Below are 12,905 nucleotides of genomic sequence, written 5' to 3'. Positions count from 1 at the left end.
AATTTACTGCGCTACGCAGAGTTGACGCTCCTTCTTCTCATCTCTAGATTCGGCCTTCACGCAACCGATACGTCGGCCGGACCCGGTTCGCACGGGCCGGAGCCGGTGCTCCACCCTTTATTCCCGCCGCGAAAGACAACCATCGGAAATTCGCAGGAGAGCACCATGTCCGGTTCGGCGCCCGCTGCTGGGCCCACCAGTGGTTCCCAGATCGGCTGGCGCAGGGTGCTCCGGCGCAAGCCGGTCAGCATGCTCAACGCCGAAAGCGGCGCCGACACCGGCGGCGGCGAACTGCGGCGTTCCATCGGGGTCGGCCGGCTGACGATGATCGGCGTGGGTTCCACGATCGGCACCGGGATCTTCATCGTGCTCAACGAGGCCGTGCCCAAGGCGGGGCCTGCGGTGGTGGTGTCGTTCGTGCTCGCAGCGATCACCGCGGCACTCACCGCGCTGTGCTACGCCGAACTCGCCTCCACGATCCCGGTCGCCGGCGCCTCCTACACCTACGCTTACGCCACGCTCGGCGAGATCGTCGCCTATGTCGTCGGCGCCTGCCTCTTGCTGGAGTACGGGGTGGCGGCCTCAGCGGTCGCGGTCGGTTGGGGTGAATACCTCAACGCGCTGCTCGGCGACGTCTTCGGCTGGCAGCTACCCGCCGAGTTCAGCGCTCCACCAGGCGAGGGCGGCGTCCTGAACGTGCCCGCCGCAGTGCTCGTCACCGCCTGCTGCCTGCTGCTGGTCCGCGGCGCGAAGGAATCCGCGACGATCAACGCGATCACGGTGTGCATCAAGCTGGCAGTGCTGCTGCTGTTCGTCGCGGTCGCCCTGACGGCGTTCAACGCCGAACACACCCAGCCCTTCGCGCCGTTCGGCGTCACGGGCATCGGTACCGCCGCGTCCATGGTGTTCTTCTCCTACATCGGGATGGACACGGTCTCCACCGCCGGCGAGGAGGTCCGCGATCCGCGCCGCACGTTGCCACTGGCGATCTTCTGGTGCATCGCGATCGTCACGACGGTCTACATCCTGGTCGCGGTCGCCGGGATCGGCGCGCAGCCGTGGCAGGCGTTCGAGGGCCAGGACGCGGGCCTGGCGACGATCCTGGGCAACCTCACCGGCTCGGGTTGGCCGGCGATCGTGCTGGCCGCCGGGGGCGTCGTATCGATCTTCGGGGTCACGTTGACGACGATCTACGGCCAGACCCGGATCCTGTTCTCCATGGGCCGCGACGGAATGGTGCCGAAGGTCTTCCACAACGTGCATCCGAAGCGGCGAACTCCGGTGCGCAACACCCTGATCGTCTCGGCGTTCGTCGGCCTGCTCGCCGCGGTGGTCCCGCTCAGCACGCTGGCGAACCTGACCAGCATGGGCACGCTCGTGGCGTTCACGGTGGTCTCGATCGGCGTGGTGGTACTCCGTCGCACCCGCCCGGACCTGCAGCGGGGCTTCCGCGTCCCGGGCTACCCGGTGGTCCCGGCGCTGAGCATCGCGGCCTGCATCTACCTGATCACCCAGCTGCCGTGGGAGACCTACCTGATGTTCGCGGTCTGGCTGGCCCTCGCAATGATCCTCTACTTCACCTACGGCATCAGGCACAGCCGGTTGGCCGGGGACGACACCGCAGCTTTCGGCACCTCGCAACAGTGATTCGAGCCGGGATCGCGCTGTTCCCGGCAAGCGTTTCCCGCTGCCAGTAGTTGCCTGCGCACAGTTCTGTAACGAAGGACCCGCCCGTACCTATCTCGTTGTGCTGCAGAAACACACCGAGGGAGAAAAAATTGAAGAGCTTGGCAGTCCTGGCATCCGCCGTCGCCGCGGCCGGAATCCTCGTCGGGTGCGGAACCCCATCGGCCAACCAGGGCACGGTGTCCGATGCGTCCGCGCAGGCAGGCCAACCTGCCGCCGAGCCCCCGCAACCGCAGACGCCGACTTGGGGACAGCGCTACACCTGGGATGACGGGATCGCCGTCGAAGTCGCCGCACCGGTCGAGTGCACCCCGAGCGACGTGGCATCACCGCAGAATGCCGAACGTGCGGTCAAGTTCACCATCACCGTGGTCAACGACACCGACAAGCCGTTCGATGCCGGCGTCCTGTCGTACGCCGCCGATGCACAGTTCAACAGCACCAAGGCCGACATGATCTTCGATTTCGGGGGCGGTTGCGGTGAAGGCGCCCCGCCGTCGGCGACCGTGCTGCCGGGCAGGACCTACACCTACGAGCAGGCATTCGTGGTCGGCGAGCAGCAGGGCGAGTTCCAGCTCGCATTCCAGCCGACGTTCATGGCTGACAAAGCCGTGTTCCTCGGTCGAGCCTGACGACGTTCGGCCGCCGTTCGGAGGCAGGGGACAATGGGGCGGTGACGCCTGAGGCGACCGTGCTGGTGCGCATCGATCCGGAACTGCGGTTCTTCGCCGCTCCGCGGCACCGGGTCGAGCAGTTCGAGCTGCCCTACGACGGCACCGCCACGCTGGGGCACCTCGCCGAATCCGTCGGGGTGCCGCTCACCGAGGTGGGGCGGCTGCTGGTCGACGGCGTTCCCGCAGGTCCGGGGCACCAGCCACGGCCCGGCGCGACGATCGACATCGGTCCGGTCGAGCGCCCGCAGCCGGTTGCGGCGCGGTTCGTGCTGGACGTGCACCTGGGCAAGCTGGCGCGGCGGCTGCGGCTGCTCGGCGTGGACACCGCCTACCGCAACGATTCCGCCGACGACGAACTGATCGCGCAGGCCGAACGGGAGCGGCGGGTGCTGCTGACCCAAGATCGGGGAATCCTTCGTCGCCGGGCCTTGTGGGCTGGCGCTTACGTGCGGGGCGCCGATCCGGCGCAGCAGCTGGCGGACGTCATCGGCCGGTTCGCGCCGCCGCTCGCGCCGTGGACCCGCTGCACGTCGTGCAACGGCCCACTGATCGAGGTGTCCAAAAAGGACGTTATCGCGGAGATCGAATCGGGAACCCGCCGCCACTACGACGAATACGCACGCTGCGGCGACTGCGGCCAGGTGTACTGGCGAGGCGCGCACGCCCGGCGGATCAACGCGATCATCCGGGCAGCACGCCTCTCCCATCCCGGGATCGGCCCCGGAGCATGAAATGGGTGGCGATTTCGCGCGAAATCGCCACCCACGCAGGAGCCTGGATCAGCCGGTGACGGCGTTGAGCACCGGGAGGTACGCCTTGGCGTGGCCGTCGATGTCCGGGTGGAAGGACTCCACTAGCGGGTTGCTCGGGCCGTTGATCCACTCGTCGGAGGAGCACACGCCGTGTCCGGCGAATGCGTCGCGGGTATCGGCGAAGGTGAACCCGGCCGCGCCGGCCCGGTCGGAGATCACCTCGGCCAGCACGTCGGCGCCGTCGTTGATCCGCTGCCGCTTGGCATCGGAGAAGAACGGGATGCCGCAGGAGCCGAGCTCGGTGAGGCGCGGGTAGCCGAGCACCACGACCTTGGCGTTCGGCGCGGCCTCGCGGATGTTCGCGTATGTCGTGTCGAGCTTGGCGGGCAGTTCGTTGCGGGCCCGCTCCTCGCCCTTGCTGACCGCCGAGTCGCAGGCGTTGTCGTCGCCCAGCAGGCAGTCCTGGATGACGCTGCTGAAGCCGATGTCGTTGCCACCGATGGAGATGGTGACCAGCGTGGTGTCGGCGTTGAGCTGGTCGAGCTGGTTGGCGTTGACGTCATCGGTGACCGCGCCCGAGCAGGCCTCGAACGCGAAGTTCGAGACGCCGTTCGAGTCGGCCCACAGCTGCGCGTAGGCCTTGGGGCTGCGCAGGCAGTCCCCGCTGTCGTCGGTGTACTCGCGGGTGCCGACCCCGGAGGCGTAGGAGTCGCCCAGCGCCGCGTAGTTCTCGGCGGCGGGCGCGGCGAACGCCGGGGTGGCCAGCACGGTGCTCGCCGCCGCCACGGCGGCAGCAGCGCCGATGATGTGCCGTAAGTGACGCATTCTTCCTCCGATCGGAGTTCGAAATCGCCACCATTCAAGGAGAAGTCCGCAGCACATCGAAGAAATTGGCGAGTACCCGCCAGTAACAGCAGAAACGGCACAGAACGACCGCCCGCAACAGCCGCTGTACGGGTGATTCCCGCGCCCACCGGACACCACAGTGGACCCGTTCCCACTACGCCGAGCAGTGTCGGCAGCGTTCGTCCGAACAGTGCAGGTACACGCGGGGGCACCAAGCTGTTCGCCTGCATGCCGGCCGACCAGACGACGACGGAAAAGCCGCCGCGGCTCATTAAGGAGCCCCGAACGGGGTCGTGAGTGCTAGAACTGTCTCGCCGCCGTTGCCGGATTCACTGCCGGACGCGATCGAAAAATTCAAGCCTACCGTAGCCACTGGACTTTCCCTACCGTGGAGCGCGCCACCGTGCCCCGGACCGCCGAGCCCGTGCGTGGCCGGATTTCGCGGAAACCCGTTCCCCACAAGAAAACGAAGGAGACGCGTGCCATGCGGCGGAATATCAGCGAGACGGCGACCCAGTGCCTACGACGTATGGCAGCGGGTGATTTCGACGGTGTGCGGAAGATGTGCACCGACGCGGCCACCGTGTGGCATAACGACGGTACAGGAGAACAGGCCATCGACGAGAAACTGGACCAACTCGCGTTGCTTATCCCCACAGTTCAGGCGCTGGAGTACGACGTGATCCGCCAGTTCCAGAACTACGACGAGGTACTTCAACAGCAGGTACTCCGCCTGGAACTGGCCGACGGGTCCCATCGCGAGGTCCACGCCGCGATGTATCTCCGTTTCGAGGGGGATCTCATCGACCGGATAGAGGAGTACACCTATGTCGTGCCGGGCGACCGGGAGAATCCGTCCTCCGGCGGGCGCCAACTGTGACTTCGGCCGCAACTACGGAAGGCAGGATTTCGGTTCCAGGGGGCAGGGTCTGGTATCGCAGGATGGGCAGCGGTGGTGTACCACTGCTCCTGGTCCACGGCGGGCCCGGTTATCCGAGTGACGTGTTGTTCGAGGCGTTCGAGCCGCTCGCCCGGGAACGCGAGATCGTCTGGTACGACCAGCTGGGGGTGGGACGCTCGGACCGCATTGAGGACACCGCGCTGCTGACGGTAGACCGTTTCCTGGACGAACTCGGCGCCGTGACCGACGGTCTCGGCCTGGCGCGGCCACATGTCTACGGCCACTCCTGGGGTGCCATGCTCGGACTGCAGTTCGCGGCGGAGCGCGCACCGGAGTGGACGAGCCTGGTCTGCGCCAACGGCCTGGCCAGCGTGCCACGGTTCGAGGCGGAGGTCCGGGACCTGCTGGCGAAACTGCCCGGCAATGTGCTCGACCGCACCTACGGTCGCGAGCTGCGGGGCGAGACGGACGACCCTGACTACCAGGTTGCCCAGACGGAGTACCTGCGCGCGTGCGTGGTGCGCACCGCGACGCCGCGGCTCGTCCCGGAGCTGATGAGCCTGACGACATTCCGGACGATGATCGGGCAGGCCGACTACCACGTGACGGGAACGCTGAAGGAGTGGGACATCTTCCACGAACTCGAACGGATCAGGATCCCGACGCTCGTCCTCGGCGGGGAGTTCGACGAATGCGTTCCCGCGCACCTGGCCGACATCGCCGCCCGAATTCCGGACTCGGAGCACGTCACGCAGGCCGGTGCGGCGCACATGGGCTACCTGGAGGCCGAACCGCTCCGTGGTGAGTATGTCGGCATCATCCGGGACTACCTGGCACGCGTCGAGACTCGCGGAAGGTGAGAAGGTGACCACGGCCGGCTCCACTGATGGATAACCCGGCTTCGCACTCACGAGGACTGGAGCCGCTACCAGGCGTCTCCGTCGCGCCAGTCGCAGGTGAGGTCGCCGGTGAGGTCCAGCGGGGCTTCCGCGGGGAAGACGAAGATGAAGCCGTCCTCGTCCGCCGTGCGCTGGATTCCCGTTGGCGCCAGGGCGAAAGTCGGCCCCTGCCAGCGCTGCCAACCGCGCGCCTCGTACAGCGCCGCTCCTTCGTCGCTGGCTCCCAGCGCTCCGAGGTCGTAGGCGCGGCGGATCACGCCCTCCAGCTCCGCCATCATCGCTGCCGCGATGCCCCGGCGTCGCCGGTCCGCTCGCACCGCGACGCCCTCGACGTAGCCCGTGCGCAGGGCCCGGCCGCCGTGCAGGAGGCGCCGCTGGATCACCGCCGCGTGGCCGATCAGCTCGTCGCCTTCCCAGACCAGGGCGTGGATGCCGCCCAGGCAGTGTTCCCAGTCGTGCTCCGTCATGTCGTCTTCGAACACGTCCCAGAGCAGCGCCCGGGCGGCCTTGAGCGTCGCTTCGTCGAGGTCTGCGGTATGCGCGGTACGCACTTCGGTCATACCGCCCATCCTGGCAGCGATCAGCGCATTCCCGCGACCGATTTGTCCGCCAGCGCCGACCGCCGGTAGCCGTAGAACGCGTAGACCAGCAGGCCGACGGCCATCCAGCCGACGAAGCGCGCCCAGGTGACCCAGTCGAGCTGGCTGATCAGCCACAGCGAGAACACCACGCCGATCCCCGGCACCACCGGCACCCACGCGCAGCGGAAGCCCCGCTCCAGTTCGGGGCGTTGGCGGCGCAGCACCACCACCGACACCGCGACCACGATGAACGCCACCAGGATGCCGATGTTGGTCAGCTCAGCCGCCTCCCGGATCGGCAGCAGGCCCGCGATCAGCGCCGACACCACGCCGACCACCCAGGTGACCCGGTGCGGCACCTTGCGCACCTCGTGGGTCTTGGCGAACCAGGCGGGCAGCAGCCCGTCGCGGCTCATCGCGAACCACACCCGCGTCACCGCGAGCATGTTGGCGAACATCGAGGTGACGATGCCGAACACCGCGCCGATCGCGACGATCAATGCGAGCCCCGGCAGGCCGACCGCCGCCAGCGCGCCGGAGAACGGGCTGCGGACGTCGATCTCGCTGTAGTGCTGCATTCCGAGCAGCACCACGCACACCAGCACGTAGATCACCGTCGCGATGCCCAGGGAGTAGATGATCGCGCGCGGCATCGCCCGGCGGGCGTCGGCCGATTCCTCCGCCGCCGCGCTCATCGCGTCGTAGCCGTAGACGGCGAAGAAGGCCGTGGCCGCACCGGTGATCGCGCCGCCGAGCCCGTAGGGCAGGAACGGCGTGTAGTTGCCCGCGTTGATGTGGAACGCCCCGGCCACCACGACGACCAGGACCAGCACGATCTTCATCACCACCAGTGCGGTCTCGACCCGCGCCGAGGACTTCGCACCGCGGTTGAGCAGCCACGCCAGCAGCAGGCACAGCACCATCGCAAACAGGTCGACCACGTGGCCGTCGCCGGTGCCGGGCGCGCCCAGCATCCAGGCGGGCAGGTCCAGCCCGAGCTGACCGACCAGGTAGGACAGGTAGCCGGAGACCCCGATGGCGACGACAGCGACGATCGCGGTGTACTCCAGCAGCAGGTCCCAGCCGATCAGCCAGCCGGCCAGCTCGCCGAGCACCGCGTAGGCGTAGGTGTAGGCCGAGCCCGCTTTCGGGATCATGCTGGTGAATTCGGCGTAGCACAGCGCTGCGGCCGCGCTGGCGAGGACCGCGATCAGGAACGACAGCAGCACCCCGGGCCCGGCGAGCTCGTTGGCGACCACGCCGCTGAGGGAGAACACCCCGGCGCCGACCAGACCGCCGAGGCTCAGCGCGGTCAGCTGCCAGGTGCCCATCACCCGTTTCAGGCCGGCGCCCTGCGGCGGATCGTCGATGTCGTCCACCGGTTTGCGCCGCAGCACGCCGCGGCCGTTCGCATCGATCATTGAGCCACCTCCGGGAACGAGGGCACGCCGGGGTGGCCCCAATTTTGCCTAAAATTGGGAACACTCCACCCCGGCACGCCCGCCTGCGAGCTCACGCGGGAACTATCCGAATTTGCCTAAAATTGGGAATTTTCCGCACCGGCGCGCCCACCTGCGGCATCGCGCGAGAATCGTGGTATTCCAATTTTGCCTAAAATTGGGATCCTCCGGCGCACCGGTCCGGTCTGCGCTACAACGTGAAGCCGGTAGGGAACGGGTCGGTCGGGTCCAGCAGGTACTGGGCCATGCCGGTGATCCAGGCCCGGCCGGTGATCGTCGGCACCACGGCCGGCCGGTCGCCGACCTGTGCGGTGTCCACGAGCCGCCCGACGAACCGGGTGCCGATCAGGGATTCGTTGACGAAGTCGGTGTCCAGCGCGAGCTGCCCGCGCGCGTGGAGTTGCGCCATGCGCGCGGAAGTGCCGGTGCCGCAAGGAGATCTGTCGAACCAGCCGGGATGGATCGCCATCGCGTGCCGGGAGTGCGCGGCGTCGCTGCCCGGCGCTTCGAGGTAGACGTGCTTGCAGCCTGCGATGTTCGCGTCGAGCGGGTGCTGCGGGCGGCGTTGCTCGTTGATGGCCGCCATGATCGCCAGTCCGGCGCCCAGCATCCGGTCCTTCTCGGCCTTGTCGAAGGGAATTCCGAGGTCGGCCAGCGGCGTGATCGCGTAGAAGTTGCCGCCGAAGGCCAGGTCGTATCGCACCTCGCCGAGCCCCGGCACCTGCACCGACGCGTCCAGCTCCACGGCGAACGACGGCACGTTGCGGATGGTCACCGACTCCGCCTGGCCGTCGCGGACCGCCACCTCGGCCACCACCAGCCCGGCCGGGGTGTCCAGCCGGACCGTGGTGACCGGCTCGACCACCTCGACCATGCCGGTCTCCACCAGCACGGTCGCGACGCCGATGGTGCCGTGCCCGCACATCGGCAGGCAGCCGGAGACCTCGATGTAGATGACGCCCCAGTCGGCGTCCGCGCGGGTCGGCGGCTGCAGAATCGCGCCGCTCATCGCCGAGTGCCCGCGCGGCTCGTGCACCAGCAGCTGCCGGATGTGGTCGAGGTTGTCGACGAAGTACCGGCGCTTGTCGGCCATCGTCTCGCCCGGCACGACGCCGACGCCGCCGGTGATCACCCGCGTCGGCATGCCCTCGGTGTGCGAGTCGACGGCGCTGAAGTAACGGCGCGACCGCATCATTTCTCCTTGCTCTGCAAGTACTTCACGGCGCGCTCCATGTCGGCGTCGACCTGCGCGAGCATGGCCTCGGGCAGCGGGCCGCGCGGCGGGCGGCAGGGCCCGCCGAAGCGGCCGACGATCTCCATGCCGCGCTTGATGGCCTGCACGAACTCGGTGCGCGAGTCCCACCGGAACGCGGCCACCAGCGGCTCGTACAGCGCCCGCGCCTCCTCGACCTTGCCCGCCCGGGCCAGCTCGTAGAGGCGCACCGATTCGGCCGGGAACACGTTCGGGAACCCGGCGAACCAGCCGCCCGCGCCCATCAGCAGCGATTCCAGCACCACGTCGTCGGCGCCGGAGACCGCGTTCAGCCCGGGCGCCTGCTCGCGGATCTCCAGCACCCGGCGGACGTCGCCGGAGAACTCCTTGATCGCCGCGATGTTGTCGATCCCGGCGATCTCGCGAACCACGTCGGGGGTGAGGTCGACCTTGGTGTCGATCGGGTTGTTGTAGACCATCACGGGCAGGCCCACGGCCGCGACCTGCTCGAAGTGGTGCAGGAGTTCGCCCTTGTTGGCGCGGTAGATCGTCGGCGGCAGGCACAGCAGCCCGTCCGCGCCGTCCTCGGCGGCGAGCTCCGCCCAGTGCCGCGCCTCGTGCGCGCTCGGCGCGTGCACGCCGACGATGACCGTCGCCCGGTCGCCGACGGTCTCGATCGCGGTCTGGGCGACCTTGCGCCGCTCCTCGTGGGTCAGCGAAGAGTACTCGCCGAGGGAGCCGTTGGGGCCGACGCCGTGGCAGCCGTTGTCGACCACCCAGCTGCAGTGCTCTGCGTAGCGGTCGTAGTCGACCCGCAGGCCGGCCGGGGCCGACTCGTCTTCGGCGTAGGGCAGGGCGGTCGCGACGACGACACCACCGAGATCGTTGCTGGAAGTCACTTCTCCTCCTCGTCAGGGGTTGGGATGCCGGCCAGGTCTGCGAGCCGGATCGGCGCTGCGATCGGCCGCCGAGCGGGGGTTTCCGGGTCCGGGAGCGGTTCGCCGAGCAGCCGCGCGGCGAGGTCGGTCGCGTTCTGCCCGCAGATCCGGCCCTGGCAGGGGCCGAGGCCGACCCGGCAGAGCAGCTTCAGTGAGCGGACGCTGTGCGCGGCGCGCTGCTGCACGGCCGCCTCCAGTTCGCGGTACGGGACTTCCTCGCACCGGCACACGAGCGTGTCGGGCTCCAGCCACTCGGGCCACGCCGATCCGATCGGATGGGCCTCGGCGAGCGCCCGCGCGAACCTTCGTCCATTTCGGACTTTCATGAGTGCTTGGCGTGCTTGGGTTTCCACCTGGACCCAGCTGGCGGCGCCGACGTGCACGGCCGCGGCGAGACCGGCGACGACGCCTTCGGCGGCGGCGAGGTCGGCACCGCCGATGCCGGTCGCTTCACCGGCCGCGAACACCCCCCGCGCGGACGTCCGCTGCGCCGCGTCGACCTCGACGAACCCGCCGGCGATCCGGCAGCGCGCGGCCAACGCCAGCTCCAGCTGCGGCACGAAGCCATGCCCGACGCACACGGCATCGACCTCGAACCGGCGCTGAGTACCGGGAATGGGCCGCCAGTCTGCATCCACTTTGGACGTTACGACCTCCTGCACGCGGTCGTCGCCGTGCGCCGCGATGACAGCAGTGCGGGTCCGGTACGGCACGCGCCCGGCGAAGCGGGCCGCGTAGGCCGCGAGCTCTCGGAGCTTGCCGAGCTGCCCGGCGGCCGCCGCCGACTGCCGCAGCCACGCGGCCGGATTCCCGGCCTCCAGCACGCCGACGACCTCGGCTCCCACATCGAGCAGCGACTCCGCCACCGGCAGCAGGAACGGTCCCGTCCCGGCGACCAGCACGCGGTGCCCGACCGCGATCCGCTGCCCCTTCGCCATCGCCTGCGCGGCCCCCGCGCTGAACACTCCGGGCAGGTCCCAGCCCGGGAACGGGAGGACCCGGTCGTGCGCCCCGGTGGCCAGCACCAGCGCATCGGCGCGCAGTGCCGTCAGCCGTCGGCCCGGAGCATCGGCGGGGCCGCTTTGGATGTTGATCCGCCGGTCCGGTTCGAGCGACCACACGGTGCTGCGCGGCAGATACCGGATCCGCGGGTTCGCGAGGAGCTCGTCCTGGAGCGCCCGGAACGACCGCCCGCCGTGCTGGATGCGTTCCGGTCGCCGCGCCGCGAACTGCTCCGGCAGCTGGCGGTGGAACTGCCCGCCGAGCCGCTCGGCGGAGTCGACCAGCACCACCTCGGCACCGGCCCGTGCGGCTTGCACCGCGGCGTTCATCCCTGCGGGCCCGCCGCCGACGACCACGACGCTCATGCCTCGCCTCCCGGCAGTTCGGCCCCGTGCTGGGTGCGGATGACGTCGCCGGGCTCGACAACGCGTTGGCACGCTCGCACATCCGGCACGTCGTTCACGACCAGCAGGCAGTCGAAGCACGCGCCGATGCCGCAGAACAGCCCGCGCGGCCGCCCGTTCTCCCTGGTACTGCGCCAGGATGTGCGGCCGGTCGCCATCAGCACAGCGGCGACCGTCTGCCCGGCACGCGCGGCGACGCGCGCCCCGTCCACCTCGACGGCGAATTCGCCGGAGTACCTCGGCTGCGCCGGATCCCGCCGGCCCGGGGTCAGGAACGGGCCCGTCACGCGCCCACCCCCTCGATCAGCCCGGGCCGGTCCACGCGGAACGGCTCCGGGTCGACGTGCGGCGGCCGCCCGCCGAACAACTCCGCGAGCAGCTGCCCGGTCGCGGCGGCGAGCCCGACGCCGGCGCCCTCGTGCCCTGTCGCGTGCCACAGGCCCGGGACCCGGGGATCGGCGCCGATCACCGGCAGGTGGTCCGGCGCGTACGGCCGGAAGCCGCCGTAGGCGCGCATCACCGGAACCCGCCCGAGCACCGGGAACAGCGCGGCGGCCTTGCCCGCGATCTCGCGCAGCACGCGGGTCCGGACGGTGTCGTCGAAACCGATGCGCTCCCGGCTCGACCCGATCAGCACGGTTCCGGCCCGGGTGCTCTCCACCACCGTCGAAGTCTGCAGCTCGGCGTCGCCGCTTTCCACCGCGCCGACGTAGTCGGCGTCGTAGACCTTGTGCCGCACGGTGCCCGGCGGCACCGGCGCGGTGACCAGGACCATGCCCCTGCGGGGCAGCACCGTGATCGGCGCGCCCGCCAGCCGCGCGAACTCACCGGACCACGGGCCGCACGCGTTCACCACTGCCCCGCAAGGCAGAACGGTGCCGCCCGCGCGAACACCGGTCACCCGGCCGTCGCGGCCGCGCACCACCCCAGTGGCGGGGGTCCCGGGCCTCAGAGTGCCGCCGCGCCGGCGCACGGCCGCGAGGAGCGCCGAGGCCGCGAGGACGGGCTGCACCTGGGCGTCCTCGGGGTAGTGCACCGCGAGCACCGTGTCCCGCGTGAGGTGCGGTTCGAGATCGAAAACCGCGCCGGGCGCCAGAACCCGCGCATCCACGCCTGCGTCGCGCTGCTGCGCGGCGAACGCCGTCAGCGCCTCCGCTCCGTCCACAGTGGTCGCGGCGACCACGCCGCCCTTGGACTCCCACTCGAAGTCGGCGCCGAGCTCCTCGCGCAGGCTGCGCTCCAGCTCCGGCCACCGCCTCCGGCTGGCCTGGGCGAGCCGGAGCTCCGCGCCCGGCGGCTTGTCGGAGACCAGCACGTTGCCCTCGCCGGACGCCGTCGTGCCCGCCCCGGGCGCGCCGCGGTCCAGCACGTCGACGACGTGCCCGGCCGCGCTCAGCGCCTCGGCGCAGGCCGCGCCGACGATCCCGGCGCCGACCACCACGATGTCGGGAAACTGCCCCATAGCCACCACCAACGTTCACTAAAATGAACGTTGCCGACGCTAAACCCCGATGTGACCCAGGTCAACCCCCGACCCCACCACTCACAC

The 12,905-nt window shown here is 69.8% G+C and carries 13 protein-coding genes; 5 read left to right on the top strand and 8 right to left on the bottom strand.

Going from position 1 to position 12,905, the window contains the following annotated elements:
• Positions 1–165 precede the first annotated feature (165 nt).
• The 3 genes from E1288_RS33665 to E1288_RS33655 all read left to right on the top strand — a co-directional run bounded on the left by E1288_RS33665 (position 166) and on the right by E1288_RS33655 (position 3,091).
• Entirely contained in the window at positions 166–1,647 is a 1,482-nt protein-coding gene (locus E1288_RS33665) for an amino acid permease (RefSeq protein WP_132492492.1), read from the top strand.
• A 131-nt stretch (positions 1,648–1,778) separates the two neighbouring features.
• Positions 1,779–2,318, top strand: a complete 540-nt coding sequence (locus E1288_RS33660) for a hypothetical protein (protein ID WP_132492490.1) — start codon at positions 1,779–1,781, stop codon at positions 2,316–2,318.
• Positions 2,319–2,359: 41 nt separating this feature from the next.
• Positions 2,360–3,091: a Mut7-C RNAse domain-containing protein gene (locus E1288_RS33655; protein WP_132492488.1), complete on the top strand. Its 732-nt coding sequence runs from the start codon at positions 2,360–2,362 to the stop codon at positions 3,089–3,091.
• Between the two features lie 48 nt (positions 3,092–3,139).
• On the opposite strand, the gene E1288_RS33650 is transcribed toward E1288_RS33655, so the two are convergent.
• On the bottom strand, positions 3,140–3,937 hold the full coding sequence (locus E1288_RS33650; protein WP_132492486.1) for an SGNH/GDSL hydrolase family protein: 798 nt from the start codon (positions 3,935–3,937) through the stop codon (positions 3,140–3,142).
• Positions 3,938–4,346: 409 nt separating this feature from the next.
• Between E1288_RS33650 and E1288_RS33645 the strand changes: the two genes are divergently transcribed.
• Positions 4,347–4,838, top strand: a complete 492-nt coding sequence (locus tag E1288_RS33645) for a nuclear transport factor 2-like protein (protein WP_207954700.1) — start codon at positions 4,347–4,349, stop codon at positions 4,836–4,838.
• A complete protein-coding gene (locus E1288_RS33640; RefSeq protein ID WP_132492484.1) occupies positions 4,835–5,719 on the top strand; it encodes a proline iminopeptidase-family hydrolase in 885 nt (294 codons plus the stop codon). Before E1288_RS33645 ends, E1288_RS33640 begins: the two co-directional genes overlap by 4 nt.
• Before the next feature lie 65 nt (positions 5,720–5,784).
• Here E1288_RS33640 and E1288_RS33635 read toward each other — a convergent pair whose 3' ends face one another.
• From E1288_RS33635 to E1288_RS33605, 7 genes are all read right to left on the bottom strand, one after another.
• Positions 5,785–6,327, bottom strand: a complete 543-nt coding sequence (locus E1288_RS33635; RefSeq protein ID WP_408014212.1) for a GNAT family N-acetyltransferase — start codon at positions 6,325–6,327, stop codon at positions 5,785–5,787.
• 11 nt (positions 6,328–6,338) lie between these two features.
• Positions 6,339–7,760 carry an amino acid permease gene (locus tag E1288_RS33630; protein WP_132492480.1) on the bottom strand — a complete coding sequence of 474 codons (1,422 nt, stop codon included), beginning with the start codon at positions 7,758–7,760 and terminating at the stop codon, positions 6,339–6,341.
• 229 nt (positions 7,761–7,989) lie between these two features.
• On the bottom strand, positions 7,990–8,991 hold the full coding sequence (locus E1288_RS33625; protein ID WP_132492478.1) for a proline racemase family protein: 1,002 nt from the start codon (positions 8,989–8,991) through the stop codon (positions 7,990–7,992).
• Positions 8,991–9,911: a dihydrodipicolinate synthase family protein gene (locus E1288_RS33620; protein WP_132492476.1), complete on the bottom strand. Its 921-nt coding sequence runs from the start codon at positions 9,909–9,911 to the stop codon at positions 8,991–8,993. The genes E1288_RS33625 and E1288_RS33620 overlap by 1 nt, the downstream gene beginning before the upstream one ends.
• A complete protein-coding gene (locus E1288_RS33615) occupies positions 9,908–11,317 on the bottom strand; it encodes an FAD/NAD(P)-dependent oxidoreductase (RefSeq protein WP_132492474.1) in 1,410 nt (469 codons plus the stop codon). Before E1288_RS33615 ends, E1288_RS33620 begins: the two co-directional genes overlap by 4 nt.
• Positions 11,314–11,628 (bottom strand): (2Fe-2S)-binding protein, encoded by a 315-nt coding sequence (locus E1288_RS33610; RefSeq protein WP_408014222.1) that lies wholly within the window; start codon positions 11,626–11,628, stop codon positions 11,314–11,316. The genes E1288_RS33615 and E1288_RS33610 overlap by 4 nt, the downstream gene beginning before the upstream one ends.
• Positions 11,629–11,639: 11 nt before the next feature.
• The gene (locus E1288_RS33605) at positions 11,640–12,818 is read right to left on the bottom strand and encodes an NAD(P)/FAD-dependent oxidoreductase (protein WP_132492470.1); all 1,179 of its coding nucleotides are present in this window, start codon (positions 12,816–12,818) and stop codon (positions 11,640–11,642) included.
• Positions 12,819–12,905: the final 87 nt, after the last annotated feature.

Origin of the sequence: Saccharopolyspora elongata (assembly GCF_004348985.1) — a bacterium.
GTDB lineage: Bacteria > Actinomycetota > Actinomycetes > Mycobacteriales > Pseudonocardiaceae > Saccharopolyspora > Saccharopolyspora elongata.
This window is presented reverse-complemented; position numbering and strand designations above follow the sequence as displayed.